The 17,408-nt window shown below is 63.4% G+C and carries 17 protein-coding genes and 1 pseudogene; 10 read left to right on the top strand and 8 right to left on the bottom strand.

From position 1 onward, the window contains the following. Positions 1–132: 132 nt before the first annotated feature. The 4 genes from AB7O82_RS00200 to AB7O82_RS00185 are packed head-to-tail and all read right to left on the bottom strand — an operon-like array spanning position 133 to position 2,652. Positions 133–609, bottom strand: coding sequence for a DUF2249 domain-containing protein (locus AB7O82_RS00200; RefSeq protein ID WP_428618356.1), 477 nt, complete (start codon positions 607–609; stop codon positions 133–135). Positions 610–627: 18 nt separating this feature from the next. Continuing rightward, complete coding sequence (locus tag AB7O82_RS00195; RefSeq protein ID WP_428618354.1) at positions 628–948, bottom strand: metal-sulfur cluster assembly factor; 321 nt, start codon at positions 946–948, stop codon at positions 628–630. Next, positions 945–1,223, bottom strand: a complete 279-nt coding sequence (locus AB7O82_RS00190) for a DUF2249 domain-containing protein (RefSeq protein WP_428618352.1) — start codon at positions 1,221–1,223, stop codon at positions 945–947. Before AB7O82_RS00190 ends, AB7O82_RS00195 begins: the two co-directional genes overlap by 4 nt. Positions 1,224–1,248: 25 nt before the next feature. Then, complete coding sequence (locus AB7O82_RS00185) at positions 1,249–2,652, bottom strand: hypothetical protein (RefSeq protein WP_428618349.1); 1,404 nt, start codon at positions 2,650–2,652, stop codon at positions 1,249–1,251. 139 nt (positions 2,653–2,791) lie between these two features. Here AB7O82_RS00185 and ccoN point away from each other — a divergent pair, with 139 nt between their 5' ends. Genes ccoN through ccoS form a run of 8 tightly spaced genes read left to right on the top strand, consistent with a single transcriptional unit; the run spans position 2,792 to position 9,724 of the window. Then, entirely contained in the window at positions 2,792–4,450 is a 1,659-nt protein-coding gene (gene ccoN / locus AB7O82_RS00180) for a cytochrome-c oxidase, cbb3-type subunit I (protein ID WP_428618346.1), read from the top strand. 4 nt (positions 4,451–4,454) lie between these two features. Then, the gene (gene ccoO, locus AB7O82_RS00175) at positions 4,455–5,183 is read left to right on the top strand and encodes a cytochrome-c oxidase, cbb3-type subunit II (protein ID WP_428618344.1); all 729 of its coding nucleotides are present in this window, start codon (positions 4,455–4,457) and stop codon (positions 5,181–5,183) included. 2 nt (positions 5,184–5,185) lie between these two features. After that, positions 5,186–5,374 carry a cbb3-type cytochrome c oxidase subunit 3 gene (locus tag AB7O82_RS00170; RefSeq protein ID WP_428618341.1) on the top strand — a complete coding sequence of 63 codons (189 nt, stop codon included), beginning with the start codon at positions 5,186–5,188 and terminating at the stop codon, positions 5,372–5,374. After that, entirely contained in the window at positions 5,365–6,243 is an 879-nt protein-coding gene (gene ccoP, locus AB7O82_RS00165) for a cytochrome-c oxidase, cbb3-type subunit III (protein WP_428618338.1), read from the top strand. The genes AB7O82_RS00170 and ccoP overlap by 10 nt, the downstream gene beginning before the upstream one ends. Further along, positions 6,240–6,443: a hypothetical protein gene (locus AB7O82_RS00160; protein WP_428618336.1), complete on the top strand. Its 204-nt coding sequence runs from the start codon at positions 6,240–6,242 to the stop codon at positions 6,441–6,443. The genes ccoP and AB7O82_RS00160 overlap by 4 nt, the downstream gene beginning before the upstream one ends. An 18-nt stretch (positions 6,444–6,461) precedes the next feature. Continuing rightward, positions 6,462–7,286: a DUF2189 domain-containing protein gene (locus AB7O82_RS00155; protein ID WP_428618333.1), complete on the top strand. Its 825-nt coding sequence runs from the start codon at positions 6,462–6,464 to the stop codon at positions 7,284–7,286. 57 nt (positions 7,287–7,343) lie between these two features. After that, the gene (locus AB7O82_RS00150) at positions 7,344–9,545 is read left to right on the top strand and encodes a heavy metal translocating P-type ATPase (protein WP_428618331.1); all 2,202 of its coding nucleotides are present in this window, start codon (positions 7,344–7,346) and stop codon (positions 9,543–9,545) included. Further along, the gene (gene ccoS, locus AB7O82_RS00145) at positions 9,545–9,724 is read left to right on the top strand and encodes a cbb3-type cytochrome oxidase assembly protein CcoS (protein ID WP_428618329.1); all 180 of its coding nucleotides are present in this window, start codon (positions 9,545–9,547) and stop codon (positions 9,722–9,724) included. The genes AB7O82_RS00150 and ccoS overlap by 1 nt, the downstream gene beginning before the upstream one ends. Positions 9,725–9,968: 244 nt before the next feature. Here the strand turns inward: ccoS and AB7O82_RS00140 are convergent, their stop codons facing one another. The 3 genes from AB7O82_RS00140 to AB7O82_RS00130 form a co-directional block, all read right to left on the bottom strand. After that, complete coding sequence (locus AB7O82_RS00140; RefSeq protein WP_428618327.1) at positions 9,969–10,550, bottom strand: DUF488 family protein; 582 nt, start codon at positions 10,548–10,550, stop codon at positions 9,969–9,971. Positions 10,551–10,686: 136 nt separating this feature from the next. After that, positions 10,687–12,681: a glycosyltransferase gene (locus AB7O82_RS00135; RefSeq protein ID WP_428618325.1), complete on the bottom strand. Its 1,995-nt coding sequence runs from the start codon at positions 12,679–12,681 to the stop codon at positions 10,687–10,689. After that, positions 12,663–13,895 (bottom strand): HlyD family secretion protein, encoded by a 1,233-nt coding sequence (locus AB7O82_RS00130; protein WP_428618323.1) that lies wholly within the window; start codon positions 13,893–13,895, stop codon positions 12,663–12,665. Before AB7O82_RS00130 ends, AB7O82_RS00135 begins: the two co-directional genes overlap by 19 nt. A gap of 33 nt (positions 13,896–13,928) precedes the next feature. Between AB7O82_RS00130 and AB7O82_RS00125 the strand changes: the two genes are divergently transcribed. Continuing rightward, the gene (locus AB7O82_RS00125; RefSeq protein ID WP_428618322.1) at positions 13,929–15,017 is read left to right on the top strand and encodes a tripartite tricarboxylate transporter substrate-binding protein; all 1,089 of its coding nucleotides are present in this window, start codon (positions 13,929–13,931) and stop codon (positions 15,015–15,017) included. A gap of 344 nt (positions 15,018–15,361) precedes the next feature. Here AB7O82_RS00125 and AB7O82_RS00120 read toward each other — a convergent pair. Continuing rightward, positions 15,362–15,684, bottom strand: a pseudogene (locus AB7O82_RS00120) (DUF736 domain-containing protein). Between the two features lie 827 nt (positions 15,685–16,511). Between AB7O82_RS00120 and AB7O82_RS00115 the strand changes: the two are divergent. Next, entirely contained in the window at positions 16,512–17,402 is an 891-nt protein-coding gene (locus AB7O82_RS00115) for a Bug family tripartite tricarboxylate transporter substrate binding protein (RefSeq protein ID WP_428618320.1), read from the top strand. The last annotated feature ends 6 nt before the right edge of the window (positions 17,403–17,408 follow it).

The following is a 17,408-nucleotide window of genomic DNA, read 5'->3' as shown; positions in this document are numbered from 1 at the left end:
ATCACGACTGAATGGTCCACTCCGCCCGAGCATCACCACACTCGAGCAGAGCGTTTGTTCGTACCGGCCATTCCACCGTTCTTGCCGGTTCAATGGCCCGGCGGCGAAAGCGATCAGTAAGCCGACTGCGCGCTATGCCGCCTGCTTGCGCGTGATGCACACCCGCCAGACCGCCGGGCCCGACTCGACGTATTCCCAACCAAATTGCCCCGGCCGCTCGGCTTCGAATTGATAGTAGAGCGGCTTCGGGTCATGGTCATTCACCAGGATCACCGCGTTGCCGACCGCAAGCTTCCCGCAGGTGTCGAAGATCAGCGAATGTCGCTGCGGCGGTGGCAGGCTGCGGACATCAAGTTGCTGTGGGTTTGACATAGCGGTCTCCTTTCGCTGTTGAAGAGCAGGGCGGGTCAGATAGTGAAGCACGCCATTTAGCCTCTCGGCCTCTCGCGGCCGTTTCTTTCGAAGTGTGGTCCAAGCCGCGGCGGTAAGGCGGCAGGCGAGTTCGGTCCGGCCTGCGTCGCCCAGCGCTTTCACCGCCTGGATCAGCAGTCGATTCATCACATGCAGGTCGTCGATATCGTCTTGCCGAACGTCCAACATTTCGAACATCGGATTCTCCACTTGGGTTCAGGCGACAACGCCGAAGTGTGCCTTGGCTTCGGCGCTCATGCGGTCGGGCGACCAAGGCGGCGACCAGGTCATGGTGACATCGACCGATGTGATGCCGGGCACCGATGCGGCGCAGTCTTCGACCGCTTGACGTATGTAGTTGGTCGCAGGACAGCCCGGGGTCGTGGTCGTCAGGAGGATCCGAGCGCAGCCATCGTCGACCTCGACATCGTAGATCAAGCCGATATCGACGATGTTGTAGCCAAGCTCAGGATCGATCACGGCCTTCAGTGCGTTGGCCAGGACCTGCCCGGCAGAGGGGGCGGCGACCCCGCTCATCGCGCGGCCCCTGGCGCCGTACGAGCAGCATCCGCGCTCGGAACCGCCGGCGTGAAGATCACTTCCCAATCGCCGCCGCCGATTTCGCGCTCCGTGTGGCCGAAGCCACGCTGCGCCATCGCGCCGAAGAGGGGAACCGGCTTGAACGTCGCCAGGAGACGCAGTCCCTGACCCGGTGTCAGCGCCTCGACGGCTTGCATGATTTGCGAGAACGGCTCGCCGCCGGCCTTGAGAATGTCGCGGACGTCGAGCGTGGAAAGAGCGGCGGTGGTCATGGCTGTGTCCTCCGTGATGATGGCCTCAGGTGGCAAAGGGCGGCCGCGCCGGGATCGCCAGATCTGCCGGCGCAGCCTTCTGGCTGGATCGGGGCATGCCGTGTCGCACGAGCCAGAGCGCGCGAACGATCATGAGCGTCGCGACGAACTGCCCGAGTCCGGCGATGGGCCAGAGCGCGCGCCAATCGAGCGCCACCAAGAGCGTGCCGGCCGCAACCGCGGCGAAGTACAGAACGAACCATGGTCGATCCCGGCGTTCGTCCACCAGATCCTGCACCCGCGGTACGACCTGCTTGCCCAGGACGCTACCGTAGCGTTCGAGCCAGGTGAGAAACGGCACGATCTTGTAGAGCTGGCTCAACCCGAGACCCGAGAGCCAACCGAACAGGAAAAGGTAGCCCAGGGCGCCGATCGCGGCCTCGGTGACGCCCTGGACGCACAGATACGCCGCGAACACGAGTGACAGGGCAAGCGCGGCGAGGGCGGGAAGCGCCATGCTGGTATTGAGCTCGAGCTTGTGCCGGCGTCTGGCACGATAGAGCCGCACCATGTCGACAAGATACAGAGCAACACCCAGTCCCGTCGCGGCGGCGGCAATCGGGACAACCGCGCCCGACAAGGGCGCACCCCCCACCGCCGCAATTCCGAGTAGCCACGTCATCGCCACACCGCCGGCGCTGAGAACGAGGACTGCGTTGCCCAGCGGACCTCGATCCTCGGGGGCAAGCGTGAACATGCTCAGGAGCCGATAGCTCACCCCCATCGCGATCAGGGTGAACCATCCGATGAGGCCGGCGACAAGATGGAGCCTCAGCACATCGGCGCGGGCGCCCGACCAGGAAATCCATTGGGGAAAGGAAAAGCCAAGGCCCAGAGAAATCCCCATTCCCAGCGCGGCGAACAGAAATGTGAGACCAGCGGCAACGAAGCGGGCCGGGAAGGGCAGCGGTCGGGCCTGCCACAACGTCCGCAACAGGGAAGCAGCGGCGATGGCCACCCCGATCAGCACCAGGATGCCACCGACCGGAAGCGCGGCGAGCGCCGCCGGTGGGAGTCGCCCGTCCAGGGCCACCAATCCCGCTTGCATCGCGCCCAAGCCGATGAGCATCAAGATCAGTGAGACAAGCGCCGAGGTGCCCGCGACCTTGCCTTGCGCGGTGATCACGGGAATGAACTGATGCAGCGCTCCCAGCATGAGAACCGTGAGCCAGCCGATGGTGAGCAGATGCACGATGGCGAGCGTCATTGGTGCGGAAAGTGACGCTGCGGGAAAAGAAGCCCCTGCCACCATCGAAAGTTGCGCGAGAAGGAAGAAGGCCAACGCCACCCCGAAATGCAGCATCGTCCAGCGGGAAACTGCCGAGCCCAACATTGCCAAATCTCCGACGGCACTGGTCTGCCAGCGTGATGCATGAAACATATAGAGCATATATATCTTTAGGGATGCGTCAAGTCGTCATGGCTGGCTGATTGCTCTTGCGCAAAAAGCGCCGCTCACCATCCTAGGGTTCGTTGACTTGGGGGCTTGGTCGTTTGGCCAGTGCCAGCGGCTCGAGGGTAGAAGGGCGATGAGACTGATTGCGACGCTTACCGCAAACGAACGTCAATCGGCACTCGTCATCCTTCTCATTCTTTTTGCTTCCGGACTGACGTTGGCAGCGGCCGGCCAAAACGATCCGGTGGGTGCACATGGCGCCCTCGTGATGGTCGCCGCACTCGCCGCTGGCTTTGCGGTGATTTCCGGCTACTTCGCGCCGGAACCGAGCGAGGAACGGCTCGACCACTACTATGACGAGCCGAGCAAGATTGGCCTGGTTGTCGCGATGGCGTGGGCCGCTGTCGGCATGTTCTTTGGCGTTTGGGTGGCGGCGTTGCTGGCGTGGCCCGATCTCACCTTCGACGGCGGCTGGGCGAGCTTCGGGCGCATCCGGCCGGTCCACACGACCGGCGTCATCTTCGGCTTCGGCGGCAATGCGCTGATCGCCACCTCGTTCTATGTCATGCAGCGCACGTCGCGGGCCCGGCTGCCCGATCACCTCAGCCCGCTGTTCGTGCTGTTCGGCTACAATCTTTTCTGTGTACTGGCCGTGACCGGCTACATGTTGGGCATCACCCAATCCAAGGAGTACGCCGAGCCCGAATGGTACGCCGACATCTGGCTGGTGATCGTGTGGCTGGTCTATTTCGCGACCTACCTGCGAACGCTCGCGCGCCGCAAGGAACCGCACATCTACGTCGCGAACTGGTATTACCTGGCGTTCATCCTGGTGGTGGCGATGCTGCATATCGTCAACAACCTCGCCGTGCCGGTGTCCTTCGGCAGCAGCAAGAGCTATTCGCTGTTCTCCGGTGTCCAGGATGCGATGACGCAGTGGTGGTACGGCCACAACGCGGTCGCCTTCTTCCTGACCGCCGGCTTCCTCGGCATGCTCTACTACTACATGCCCAAGCGCGCTGGCCGGCCGATCTATTCCTATCGGATGTCGATCATCAGCTTCTGGGGCATCGCCTTCTTCTATATGTGGGCGGGCTCGCACCACCTGCACTACACCGCGCTGCCGCAATGGGTGCAGTCGCTGGGCATGACCTTCTCGGTGATGCTGCTCGTTCCATCCTGGGTCTCCGCCGGCAACGCGCTGATGACGCTGAACGGTGCCTGGCACAAGGTCCGCGACGATGCCGTGTTGCGCTTCATGATGGTCGCCGCGGTCTTCTATGGCCTCTCCACTTTTGAAGGCTCGTTCATGGCGATCCGGCCGGTGAATTCGCTGTCACATTATACCGATTGGACGATCGGGCACGTCCATGCCGGCACGCTCGGCTGGGTGTCGATGATCACCTTCGGCGCCATTTATGCGTCCGTGCCCTGGCTGTGGAAGCGGCCGGCGATGTACTCGACACGGCTCGTCGAGACGCACTTCTGGTTCGCGATTGCCGGAACGATCGTCTACGTCTTCGCGATGTGGAACTCCGGCATCATCCAGGGGCTGATGTGGCGGACCTACAACGACAGCGGCACGCTCGCCTACAACTTCGTCGACTCTCTGGTCGCGATGCATCCGTACTATGTCGCGCGCACCATCGGTGGCCTGCTGTTTCTGATCGGCGGGCTGGTCGGCTGCTACAATGTGTGGATGACCATCCGCACGGCGGCGAGGGCTGCGGGCGCCTCCGAATCTGACCAGCCAGTGCTTGCGGGTCAGGCGCTCCTCCGGCCGGGGGAGTGAAGTCATGTTCCGGTCTCACTACCGGCTGGAGCGCAGGACGATCGGCCTCGTGCTGACCATCGTCTTCGTCGCCAGCATCGGAGGCATCTTCGAGATCGCCCCGCTCTTCACGATCCATCAGACGGTCGAAGACGCGCCGAACATGCGTCTCTACACGCCGCTCGAACTGGCCGGCCGGAACATCTACACGCGCGAAGGCTGTTATGCCTGCCACTCACAGATGATCCGGACCCTGCGCGACGAGGTCGAGCGGTACGGCCCATACTCGCTCGCCGTCGAGTCGAAATACGACCATCCCATGCTCTGGGGCTCCAAGCGGACCGGGCCGGACCTCGCGCGGGTCGGCGGAAAATACTCCGATGAATGGCACGTCGCACATCTCATCAGCCCGCGTGACGTGGTGCCGGAGTCCGTCATGCCACGCTACGCTTGGCTTTTGCGCGCTGTGTTGCGCACTGACGATCTGAGCGCCCATCTCAAGGCTCAACGCGCAGTCGGCGTTCCCTATACCGACGAAATGATCGCGAACGCGGCCGCCGACGCTTACGGGCAGGCTGCCCCCGAATCGCCGCTCGCCGAGGGTGTGGCCAGGCGCTATGGCGAAGCGACGACGTTGCGTGCCTTCGATGGCAATGCGACCAAGCTCACCGAAATGGACGCACTGGTCGCCTATCTGCAGATCCTGGGTCGTCTCACGGACGTGGCGACCCATCCCGTCGCGACGGCAGAGTGATCATGGGCATCACGCACGACACTCTGGTCTGGCTGTCCAAGTCGGTTGGTCTGCTCTACCTGATCGGACTGTCACTTGCCGTCCTTGTCTACGCCTACTGGCCCTCCAACAGGAAACGGTTCGATCAGGCCGCCAACGCGATCCTGCAGGACACCGAGGACAGGCCGAGCGGAGGCGCAAAATGGCGATAGAAGAGCGCGATCCCCACACCGGCTACCTTACCACGGGGCACGAGTGGAACGGCATCACCGAGCTCAACACGCCAGTTCCACGAATCGTCTACCTTTTCCTGATCTCGGCCGTGTTGTTCTCCCTGGTCTATTGGGTGTTGATGCCGACTTGGCCGCTCGGCACGACGTTCACCAAGGGCCTGCTGGGCTTCGATCAAGGTGCCGCCGTCAGCCAGTCCCTGAAGGAGGCGGCAGTCGATCGCGCGACTTGGGCAAAGCGGATCGAGAAGGAGAGCTATGCCCAGGTCCAGGGCGATCCGTACTTGATGGAGACGGTCCGCACGACTGGCCGGGTCTTGTTCGGCGACAACTGCGCGCCGTGTCACGGGCGCGAGGGCAGGGGCGGCAAGGGGTTTCCAAGCTTGACGGCCAATAGGTGGCTGTGGGGTGGCTCGCCCGAGGCGCTTGCCGAGACCATTCGCGTCGGCGTCAATTCCGCCCATCCGGACAGGCGCGTGTCGCAGATGCCCGCCTTCGGACGTGATGGGATGCTCGAGCGTCCGGACATGGAGAATGTCCTCACATACGTCCTCAGCCTCTCGGACATGGCCACATCCGCCGCGTCGCCTGGCAAGATCGCTGCGGGCAAGGCGCTGTTCGCCGACAACTGCGCGTCGTGTCACGGCGCCGACGCCAGAGGCAAGACCGATGCCGGCGCGCCCGATCTGACCGATGCGGTCTGGCTCTACGGAGGCGACGCCAATTCGATCTACACGACGCTATGGGGCGGGCGGCAGGGGCACATGCCGACCTGGGAGAGCCGCTTGTCACCGGTCGACCGCAAGATCCTCGTCTTGTATCTGATCGATCTCCGCAAGGACGGGCCGTGAACAGGGCAGCTATCAGGCGCTACGGGGCGGCATGGTTGGTGATCGCCGTGGGGCTGGCGCTGGTCGGCGCCGCAAACTGGCACCTGGTCCATGTCGCGACCTCATCGCAGCCGGCCTGCGTTGCCCATCTGCGGTCGGGCGAGGGCGACCCCGCAAGAGCCCGGTACAGCGCGGCCCAATCCTCCTGCACGCCGCGCTGAGAACCGTTCGGAGACGTTATGAGCAGGCACAATCATCCCGCAATCATCCCGGCAGTCCTGCCGCCGCTGCCACGTGTCACACGGTGGAAGCGCAACCTGCCAGCAGCCGCGGCAGTGACCTGGCTGCGCGAGGGCTGGGAGGATTTCCGCGTGAAGCCCGCGACTAGCCTCACCTACGGCGTGCTCGTCTTTCTCGTGTCACTCACGTTCATCGGCGGTCTGTTCCGGCTCGGCTTGGATTACATCCTGTTTCCTGCCCTTGCGGGCTTCATGGTGGTCGGACCATTGATTGCGATCGGTCTCTACGAGAAGAGTCGACGGATCGCCGCGGGCGAATCGATCAGTCTGTCGCGGATGATCTTCGTGCAGCCGCGATCGGGCCCACAGATCCTGTTCACGGGCGTGCTGCTGTGCCTGCTGATGCTGCTGTGGATGCGCGCCGCCGTCATCATCTATGCGTTGTTCTTCGGGCTGCTGCCGTTTCCCGGCCTCTCGCATGTCGCGTCGGTGTTGGTCACGACGCCGACCGGCTGGGCGATGCTGATCGTCGGCACGTCGGTCGGTGGGCTGTTCGCGGCATTCTCGTTCGCCACAAGCGCCTATGCCATTCCGATGTTGCTCGAGGAGCGCGTCGACGCGCTCACCGCCATGGGCACGAGTGTAGCTGTCGTTGGCCAGAACCTGCGGCCGATGCTGGCCTGGGGCGGCACCGTCCTGGCGCTGTTCGTGCTGAGCCTCGCCACTGGACTGCTGGGCCTGGTTGTCGTCTTCCCGGTTCTGGGACACGGAACATGGCACGCTTACAGGACGCTGAGGCCTCGCCGCGATGCCAGGGGGCCGTGAATTGCCAGCAGCAGAACACGCTGCGCTTCGGCGGAGCCGGCGAGTCGTCCCGACGAGGTGCTGCTGGCCAGCCGGCTCGTTGGTGCCAGCCTGCGGCAGGCCGAATTGTCGGTGCCGACGGTGCATTGTGGCGGATGTATCCGGAGAATCGAGCGAGCGCTCGGCGCGCTGCCAGAGGTCGAAACGGCTCGGGTAAACCTTTCGACCAGGCGCGTTACCGTCCGATGGCACGATGGCGCGGCGCCGCCCCCTCTTGTAGCGACTCTTGCCCAGCTCGGTTATCCGTCCCACCTCCAGGACAATGCCGACGAAGGCAAGGATAGTGCGCTGCGTGAACTTGTGCGCGCTCTCGCCGTCGCCGGCTTCGCGGCTGCCAATATCATGATGTTGTCGGTCGCGGTCTGGTCGGGCGCTGATGACGTCACGCGCGAGCTGTTCCACTGGCTCTCGGCGTTGCTCAGCGTCGTAGCGCTCGTCTATTCCGGCCGCATCTTCTTTCGATCGGCATGGAACGCGCTCAGCCACGGGCATACCAACATGGATGTTCCGATATCGATCGGCGTTCTGGCCGCGTTTGGGATGAGCCTGTATGAAACGACGCGTCACGGGCTGGATGCGTACTTTGACGCAGCCGTTTCCCTTCTCTTCTTCCTGCTGATCGGCCGCACGCTCGACCACATGATGCGCGAGCGCGCTCGCCGGGCCGTCAAGGGGCTGGCGCGCCTTGCTGCGCGGGGTGCGGTCGTGCTGCACCCCGATGGCACGCGCACATATCTGCCGGTCAACGCGCTCCACGCAGGCATGACTATTCTCCTGGCGGCCGGGGAGCGTGTTCCGGTCGACGCCACGGTCGTCAGTGGGGAATCCGAGCTCGATCGCTCCCTGATCACCGGTGAAAGTGTGCCGCACCCGGCGCGCAAAGGCACCGCACTGCAGGCCGGCACGCTCAATCTTACGGCTCCCTTGAGGATCATCGCGACTGCGGCAGCAAGGCACTCGTTCCTTGCCGAAATGGTCCAATTGATGGAGCGGGCGGAGGCCGGTCGGTCGGCGTATCTGCGGATCGCAGACCGGGCGGCGCGACTCTATGCGCCAGCCGTCCATTTGACCGCCGCACTGACCTTTGTCGGCTGGTTGCTGTCGACGGGCGACCTGCATCGCGCCGCCACGATTGCTATTGCGGTGCTGATCATCACCTGCCCGTGCGCGCTCGGCCTCGCTGTCCCCATGGTTCAGGTCGTCGCGGCGCGGCGTCTTTTCGAGCGCGGCATCCTGCTCAAGGACGGTGGTGCGCTTGAGCGGCTTGCGGAGATCGACACCGTCATCTTCGACAAGACGGGGACGTTGACGCTCGGAACACCACGCCTTGCGAACGGCGACGCGGTCGATCCTTCGGCTCTCCGGATCGCAGCCGCGATCGCCGCGCATTCCAGCCACCCCTATTCTCGGGCCCTGACCGCGGCGGTCGATCCAGCACAGGTTGCCCCAATCGACCCTGGAGATGTCACCGAGCATCCCGGCTCGGGCCTCGAGGCGCGCCTGGACTCCGGCATCTGGCGCCTGGGGCGAGCCGGCTGGGCTCCTTGCCCGGCCGGGACAAGAGACGTTCCCGTCGCAAGCGTCGTGCTTGCGAGAGACGGAAACCTCGTGGCGTCGTTCCACTTCGACGACCGCCTCCGTCAGGGAGCGGAGCAGGCAGTCGCCGCGCTTCACCGCACGGGCTTGCCCGTTGAAATACTGTCCGGAGACCGGGACAAGGTTGTGGGGCATGTCGCCGGTATGCTTGGCGTTCCCTTCCGTGCAAACGTCGCTCCCGCCGAGAAGGCCAACCGCGTCGCTGGCCTCAAGGCGAATGGACGCAAAGTACTGATGGTGGGCGATGGGATCAACGACGCCCCGGCCCTCGTGGCGGCCCATGCCTCCATGGCGCCCGCCACGGCGGCGGACATCGGCCGTAACGCCGCCGATCTGGTCTTCCTTCACGAGACGCTCCAGGCGGTGCCGGACGCAATCGCGATCGCGCGTTCAAGTGGTACACTTGTGCGCCAGAACTTCCTGCTCGCGGTCACCTACAATGTGATTGCCGTCCCAATGGCGATACTAGGCAACGTGACGCCCTTGGGTGCCGCAGTAGCGATGTCGCTTTCGTCGGTGATCGTCGTCGCCAATGCCTTACGGCTCCGCCCCGTGGCATCCGCTGGGGCCAAGCGCCCTGCTGCATCTTTCCGGGCTGATCCGCTCGCGGGTGGTGTTGCGTAGTGGCCGACTTCCTCTTTCTTGTCCCGATCGCGCTGATATTGGGCACCATGGGCCTCGCGGCCTTCATGTGGGCGCATTCCAGCGGGCAGTACGACGACATCGAAGGCGCTGCCCAACGGGTGCTGTTTGACGACGACCGACCTCTACGAAACACCCCGGGTTCCGTCACCCTGGACTAACCCGACCGGATTTTTGGAAGAATCAGGCTGGCGACGCCAACCGCAACCTTCTGCAGCTCAGGAGCCGTGTGGGAGCCATTCATCCTTTTGACGCGCTACGACGTGACCGCCGCCGTGCCCATCATGGTAGGCGGCGGCTCCGTCACCGTTCCGGTCGCCTGTGTCGGGGGTAGGGTCTTGGTACTGTCAATTCGATGTCCGTGGTCTGCCGCGTATCATTGATTCTGAGCAATGCCCCACTTGTTCACCCCCTCGGGCTGCAACCACCGTTCGTGCCGCCGGGGCCCTGGGCCCCATCCAGTCGCGCAGGCGATTGCCGTTGGCATCGTCCGACGGCACGCCCGTCTCGTGGACCTTGCGCCCCGGCGCCTGGCTCACGATCAGCAGCCGGGGCAGAGCTCGCGAGCTGCAGCACTGGGCGTGCTCCGAGCAGCAGGTCGACAGCGCACACCGTGCATGCCCGCGCACGATGCAGCAGACGTTCCAGCGACATCGGGACTCCCGCTCGCGTCCAGCGCCCGGGAAGGACGTTTCTCAGGACGACGGCGTTGTTATGAAGCTCATCGCGGGCGGCAAAGACCGGCGTCAGGGCCCTGCGGCGTGCCCGGGCACGTAGTCTGGCCAGTTCGCCGGAATGGTCCCGCAGCTCCGACGCATAGCTACGGCGGAACCCGGCCACGGAGCCAAATCGTCGGCGAACCATTTGCGCAACGCTGCGCTCGGCGCCACGTCCTTGATCCACCGGTCGATGGCGGCATCCGATTTCTTCACCACCGTGCGGCCTCAGCCGATCAACCAATATACGCGTGCCGTTAGCCGTTAACATTGAAATTGCGCGTATGGACGCGAACGATCACGCCGCTGACGGGCTAGAGGAAGGGATAGACGTTGCTGTGCGGGTTGCCGCTTCGCTGGACGGCCGCTACGTCAGAGGCGATGCGCCCGGCTAAGGGCTCGGCGCTCTAAACTGTCGTCGCCGTCCGCCCGAAGGCGCGCTTCCACAGTCCGGCCGCAATTGCCGACGCGTCGAGCTTGCGAATTTCCTGCGAATAGTCCCCTGAGTAGAGCTTGATGATGAGATGATCCCGCGCTGCCGGGTCGAGGTTACTCTTGAACTGTATGAATAGTCGTCCGTCCTGGTGCCTCGCGAGCTTCTCCACCTGCGAGGGCATGGAAGGAAAGCCGGCCGCTTCGACCACGAGCTCATCGCCGACAGCGACCGGCGGCTCCTGCTCAAACTCCATGGTGCCGTGTTCCAACGACAGGCTGGTAAGATGTCCCGGAAGAACTTGCGCACCGAAACGGGCGTCGGCGGGTTCGTCAATGAGGAAACTGTCGAAGGAGGGGCGGGGCTTTTCGAAGCAGATGAGGCCGGCGATGACGAGCACGACGATATTCGCGGCGGCCCAGGCCAGCGCTACGACAGAAAACTCGCCCTTGCGTATTGGTGACCATTCCGGGATCAGGTTGACGATGACACCCGCCGCGGTGAGTGCCGTCAGCGCCGCGACCCAGGCAAACGTATAGGCGTCGAACGCATCCTGCTCGGCTGCACTGCCCTTCGGCGTGACCTTGAAGGGAGTTCCGAAAGGCTTGATCATGGTCGCGATCACGGTGGGCAAGAGACGAAACGTGGAGAACGCCCCCACGGCGGTCGAGAGGAAGGGCAGGTACCGTGACGGCGTGATCCACTGCATGAGGAAGAAATAGCTCAGCAGGACCGGCACCTGGTAGTAGACGATGTCCAGAGTGTCCGTGAAATAGAGGGGTGCCGCCCCTGTCCAAAGATAGACCGGTGGAACGATCAATATGGCGAAGCGCACCACGTATTGGACAAGCCAACTCAGCGGAATGAACATGATACGTTGGAAGAAGCTGAGGCCGGGACCGCGAATGGGTCCGCTGCGCGCGTACAGGGTCTGTATCCCGCCCCGGCACCAACGACTGCGCTGGACGAAATAGCCCCTGAGGTTCTCCGCAGCCAAGCCCATCGAAAGCCGCTCGTTCAAGTAGCGCGTCTTGAAACCCTTGTTCAGCATCGCGAGGGTTGTGAGCAGATCCTCGGTGATCGATTCCGTTGGGATCCCTCCGATCTCCTCGAGCGCTCGCCGTCGTAGGACAGAGCAGGACCCACAGCAGAAGCTCACGTTCCACGCATCCCGGCTGGCTGCCATCTCGTCGAAGAATAGCCGCTGCTCATCCGGCCAAAGCGACTCGACGGACAAATTCGATTGAATCGGATCCTTGTTGAAGAAGTGCTGTGGCGTTTGCACGATGCCAATGGTGGGATCCTGGAAGAAGGGGACCGTGCGGCGGAGAAAGCGCCGGTATGGCACGAAGTCCGCGTCGAAGACAGCGACCAGATCACCGGACGAGACTTTCAGGCCATGATTCATATTGCCGGCCTTGGCGTGCAGGTTGTCCGGTCGAGTGACGTAGAGGGAGCCCTTTTCCTCGCAGTATCGCCGGAGCCAGTCTCGGCGCTTGTCGTCGAGAACGTATACCTTGAGCTTGTGGCCGGGGTAATCGAGCGCGAGCGCGCCGACAATGGTGCGCTCCAGCACGTCGATCGGTTCGTCATAGGTTGGGATGAAGACGTCGACCGTGGGCCAGTCGTCTTCGAGCCACGTCGCCGACGCAGCCTCCAGCCGATCGGCCTCGACGCTCCGGTCCGCGTACCGGCTCATCGTTACGAGAAAGAGAAAAATCTCCGTGAATGCCAGCAGCTCGACGATAAACAGGAACCAGACCCAATAGAAGGTCACGTCGTCGTCCGAGTAAGGCAGGACGGTATCGACATAGCGCCACCACAGGTACCGCAAGGCGATCGCCAGGGTGAATCCGCATGCGATCGCTCGCGTCCAGGTTCGGCGGCGCGACCAGTTTAGAACCAGAATCAGAAAGAAGGCACCGACCAGCAGCGTCGGGCCGAGCGATTCTAGGTAATGCTGAACCATAGCGCCTTCAACCAGCGTATGATTGGAAGCGAGCGGGTGCTGAAGCGGACCTGAACGGAGCGCCCGACTTGGCAGAAGTTTGCATAGTCGACATTGAGTGCCGACTCGGGAAGATTAACGCGGATACGAGCGTTCCTGCCCGTGCCTTGCGGGGATTTGGCGGCAAGAATGACGTCTTCGACGACGGCCGCGCTGCCGCGGACAGCCAGGACCTGCCCCTTGAGAGCGTCGGAGCGGCCGAGCAGGCGGACCTGAGCGTCACGTCCGGGATAGATTTCGTCGTAGTCCACTTCGGACACGAGGATGTCGACGAACAGGTCGCGACAATCCAGCAGTTGCACAAGCTCCTGGCCCTCGATCACATGCGCGCCCTCGACAACGTTGTTGCGCCAGATCACGCCACCGAAGGGCATTCGCAATACCGCATAACCCAAGTCACGATTGCGTTCGTGTTCCTCGTCGTGCTGTATCTCCAGCTGGCGGAGCCGGGCCTTCAGTTCCCTCTCCCGCAATTCCAGCTCGGCCAGCTGCATCGTCACCTCGTCGATGCGCTGTTGGGAGTACGGCACGTCGTTCCGACCCTCTCCGATGAAGACGCCCTGTTTTGCGGCATCGAGCTGCTGGCTCAACCGCTCCAACTCCGCCTGAGCTATCGTGCCGGCATTTTCTGCGGCGATCGAAGCGGCGCGGGCCTGCTCGATGGCGACGTCGGCCACAAGTCCCGTGGTTCCGAGCCGCTGCTTTCTCGCAAGGTCTGCGTCGGCCGCCTGTCGCAGTGCCGCGGCCGTAGTTATGCGCTGACGTCGGATTGCGATCTCGTGCATTAGGTTGTCGATGCTCGCCGCCTGATATTGCTGCAGACGCCCCTGAAGGCTCTCTTGCAGGATTGCGAGCCGGGAGCCTTGAGCGTGGGCGGCCTTCAGCCGTGCCTTCGTGGCCTCGAGCTCGGCTTCCATCTGGACCTCCACCGTACGCACGATGTGATCGTTCCGGATACCCAGGAGCTCGGCTCCGCTGGCGAGCGGCGTGCCGATCTTGGGCGGGGTGGCCGTCACCGTACCGGCGATGGGGGCCGAGACGACCATGAGACGCGCGTTGACCGTTCCGTCCAGGCTCGTGTAGCCGGTCAGTGTCGGCAGGATCGCCAGCACGGCGCCTGCCAACAGCAGGCAACCGACCGCGATACGGACCAAACGGCGGTTCCAGAAAACCATAGGCAATATTTGTCCAATCGCCGCGTGCAATTGTTGATCTGGATCAACACCGAGGAGAGCTGGATCGACGTAAGCTTATCTTTCAGAAGATCGCGCGAGCTCACCAGAGTGAAGACCATGTGGCAGAGAAAGGGACTTTCGCTCGGTTTCGTTTCGATGGCCATTGCGGCTTGCATGAGCTGCCTCCCTCAGGCTGCCGCGCAGGAGGCGAGAGCCAGCGATTATCCGAACCGTCGGATCACAATCATGGTGCCATGGACAGCCGGCGGTCCGAGCGATACGGTCATGCGGATCATGGCTGGCCACATGTCCCGCACGTTGGGCCAGAGGCTGGTCGTCGAAAACCATCCGGGCTCCAGTGGCACGGTTGCGTCGCTGCGCACGAAGCTGGCGACGCCGGACGGGTACACGCTGGTGGTCGGGAACACGGGCACCCATGGGTCTGCCGTGGCGCTGTATTCGAAGCTTCCCTACGATCCCCGCACCGATTTCGAACCGATCGCGGTTCTGGCAAGCGGCGCTATCGTCATCGTCGGCAGGAAGGATCTTCCGCCCACGGACTTGAAAGAATTCGTCGCTTACCTGCAGAGCAGCCCCTACAAGCTCGATGAAGCGCATGGCGGGGTCGCTTCCATCTCCTTTACAGCCTGTCTTCTGTTCGATCAGATGATTCACGCGAAATCCCGCCTTGTCCCTTATGACGGCGCGATGCCCTCGGTGCAGGCTCTCGTCCGTGGCCGGGTCGACTACATGTGCGATCAGACCTTGAACGTGGTGCCTCAAGTGCGCACTGGCAGGATCAAGGCCTATGCCATCGCTGCACCAGTGCGCAACCCGGCCTTGCCGGACGTGCCGACAACAAAGGAAGGCGGCTTGCCGGAATACGAGCTGTCAGCTTGGCAGGCGCTGTTTGCACCAAAAGGGACTCCAAAGGCCATCGTGGAAAAGCTCAACGACGCCGTCGGCAGAGCGTTGGACGACGATACCGTGCGCGGACGTCTGCTTGAATTGGGTGCCGATATGCCTCAGGGGGATCAACGCACTTCGCAGGCTCTCGCTGATCTCGTGAGGAACGAAGTCGATCGCTGGACATCGGTCGTCAAGGCGGCGGGACCTTTCTGAAGCATTTTGCTTGCCTGCGATAGGCTGGTCTGTCGCCCGTATGACCAGGCTACCGCTGGATCGTGGGACGGGCTTTCGCGCGTTCGGTATCGCGCCGCGGGCCAGATAGGCGAACTCCTGGCATCTGCAAGGCTACGCTGTGGATGGCGGGCTCCAGGTCTGGATATTGCAGCCGCCTCAGCGGCTGCGAGCGCAGTTCTCCTGGAAATCTCGCTGATATCAACGGCTGAGCCGCTCCTGGTTTGTCGGAGGCTCCAACTCCTGAGAAGGGGAGCGATGACGAACAAGACAACGAACAAGTTTTTGCCCGAGGTCCGTGGCCGGGTGGGGCTAAGGGCGTCGGCTTACTCGCCGTTCTTCCAGCGTTTGCGCGACCAGATCAGGGTGGAGCCCTCCGCCGTCCGCGTCGTCGAACAGGTTCGCGAAGATCGGCGCGTTGAAGCTCGGATCGTCGAGCTTGAGCGACAGGCACTCGCGGCCCTCGGCGGAGCGCTTCGACCAGGCGGCTCCGATCTCGGCGCGGCCGACATAGACCTGGTGACTGGGGGCGGCGTCGCTGCTCCGGTTGGCCTCGGGGACGATGTGCACCCTTGGTCTAGACGCTGAAGGTGACGAGCTCGCCCTGATACTCATTGCCGGACGTCTTGAAGGAACCCATGTTGGCCATGTGACTTCTCCTTGCTGTTTCGAGCTCGGGGACCATCGCGGCTCGATGGCGATCTGCAGGCCGGAGGCGATCGACGCCGCACCCGGCTTGCGGGCCGGAGCAGCGCGGAGGATGGCGGAGGGACGACTTTCTTGCCTCGCGCGGAATGGGCGAAGCCCAGGGCAAGAAAGTCGAACCGCCGCCGTCGCGGCTCAGGCGATCGAGGCGCAGCCGTCCTCTGGCCAGGTCAGCCCAACGAGAAGCTACGGGTCGCGCGCCGAACAGCATCCTCTGGAGAAGTCGTGGCCGATCCGAAGGCACCTGCGCAAGAGATGCAGCTTACCAAATGAAGAGACGGCGGCCATGGTGTACAAAAAGCCCGGCATCGTCTCAACCTGGCCGGTCGCAAACAGCGCGCCTCACCGGCTTCTTGTCGGCAGCGTCGGAGGAACGATCGAAGCGGTCATCGAGGGCTGTGGTCTCCTATCGGGTCGGGACGAGGTTTCACCGCCCCGATCTTCGCGAACCTGTTCGATGATTGGCGACGCAGACGGCGTCAGTGACTCTGGTCGTGCAACCGCCCGTCGGCAGGCGGGTGCGTCCATGCCGAACTCGCTCTGCGAAGCCTTTTTTCCGAAGGACGCTGGTTTTCTCGCCGCACCGCCACGGCAACCTTGTCTCTGCGCTTCGTAGGTATAATGTTATGATGATTAGGGAAAACATCAGCCGGCGATGAGAATCGAGAACGGCAAAGAGGAAACATGCGAAGCCTGAAACTCATGATAGCCGCCCTTTGCGCGGTTCTCGCGTCGGCGGGAAGTGCCGCCTTCGCGCAAGGCGCCTGGCCCATGAAGCCGATCACGATGATCGTGCCCTACCTCGCGGGCGGCGGCGCCGATCCTGCGGCGCGGCTGCTGGCCGAGGGCATGAGCAAGCGCCTCGGGCGGCAGATCGTCGTCGACTTCAAGGCCGGCGCGAACGGCACGATCGGGACCCAGATGGTCGCCAACGCGGCACCGGACGGATACACGATCCTGTTCACGCCGCCGGCGCCGATCGTGAACAGCAAGTTCCTGATCCCCAACCTTCCCTATGATCCCGACAAGGATCTGGTGCCGATCATCGAGGTGACGACCTCGCCGATGGCCATCATGGCGAATGCGGGGTTCGGCCCGAAGACGCTGAAGGAGCTCATCGCCTATGCCAAGGCCAACCCCGACAAGGTCCTGGCCGGGACGCCGGGCCAGGGCGGGTCGGGGCATCTGATCTGCGCCATGGTCGAGGTGAGGGAGGGGGTCAAGTTCAACATGATCCCGTACCGTGGCACCGGCGGCCTGCTGCCCGACATGCTGGGCGGGAGGCTCAACATCTCCTTCGACCTTCCGGCGGCCTACGTCTCCCACGTGAACTCGGGAAAGGTCCGCATCATCGCGGTGATGGGCGACAAGCGCATCCCGTCATTTCCCGATGCGCCGACCTCCGTGGAAAGCGGCTATCCGCAATTGCGACTGAGCGTTTGGTACGCACTCTTTGCGCCCAAGGGCGTGCCCAAGGACATCCTGCTGAAGCTGAATGCCGCGGCCAACGAGGCGCTGAAGGAGCCTGAGATCAAGGCCAGGATCGAGCAGCTCGGCTACCAGACCGGCGGCGGCACGCCCGCAGAGATGGCGGAGAAGATCAAGAAGGAGATGGCGATCGTCGGCGAGATCGTCCGCCTGGGCAACGTCAAGATGGAGTGATTGTCG

The organism is Reyranella sp. (assembly GCF_050185545.1).
Classification (GTDB): Bacteria; Pseudomonadota; Alphaproteobacteria; order Reyranellales; family Reyranellaceae; genus Reyranella.
This window is presented reverse-complemented; position numbering and strand designations above follow the sequence as displayed.

What these genes read in the sequence shown, in the direction of transcription:
- AB7O82_RS00200 (WP_428618356.1), bottom strand. Translation starts at nt 609, where the DNA reads ATGTTCGAAATGTTGGACGTTCGGCAAGACGATATCGACGACCTGCAT.
- AB7O82_RS00195 (WP_428618354.1), bottom strand. Translation starts at nt 948, where the DNA reads ATGAGCGGGGTCGCCGCCCCCTCTGCCGGGCAGGTCCTGGCCAACGCA.
- AB7O82_RS00190 (WP_428618352.1), bottom strand. Translation starts at nt 1,223, where the DNA reads ATGACCACCGCCGCTCTTTCCACGCTCGACGTCCGCGACATTCTCAAG.
- AB7O82_RS00185 (WP_428618349.1), bottom strand. Translation starts at nt 2,652, where the DNA reads ATGCTCTATATGTTTCATGCATCACGCTGGCAGACCAGTGCCGTCGGA.
- ccoN (WP_428618346.1), top strand. Translation starts at nt 2,792, where the DNA reads ATGAGACTGATTGCGACGCTTACCGCAAACGAACGTCAATCGGCACTC.
- ccoO (WP_428618344.1), top strand. Translation starts at nt 4,455, where the DNA reads ATGTTCCGGTCTCACTACCGGCTGGAGCGCAGGACGATCGGCCTCGTG.
- AB7O82_RS00170 (WP_428618341.1), top strand. Translation starts at nt 5,186, where the DNA reads ATGGGCATCACGCACGACACTCTGGTCTGGCTGTCCAAGTCGGTTGGT.
- ccoP (WP_428618338.1), top strand. Translation starts at nt 5,365, where the DNA reads ATGGCGATAGAAGAGCGCGATCCCCACACCGGCTACCTTACCACGGGG.
- AB7O82_RS00155 (WP_428618333.1), top strand. Translation starts at nt 6,462, where the DNA reads ATGAGCAGGCACAATCATCCCGCAATCATCCCGGCAGTCCTGCCGCCG.
- AB7O82_RS00140 (WP_428618327.1), bottom strand. Translation starts at nt 10,550, where the DNA reads ATGTTAACGGCTAACGGCACGCGTATATTGGTTGATCGGCTGAGGCCG.
- AB7O82_RS00135 (WP_428618325.1), bottom strand. Translation starts at nt 12,681, where the DNA reads ATGGTTCAGCATTACCTAGAATCGCTCGGCCCGACGCTGCTGGTCGGT.
- AB7O82_RS00130 (WP_428618323.1), bottom strand. Translation starts at nt 13,895, where the DNA reads ATGGTTTTCTGGAACCGCCGTTTGGTCCGTATCGCGGTCGGTTGCCTG.
- AB7O82_RS00115 (WP_428618320.1), top strand. Translation starts at nt 16,512, where the DNA reads ATGAAGCCGATCACGATGATCGTGCCCTACCTCGCGGGCGGCGGCGCC.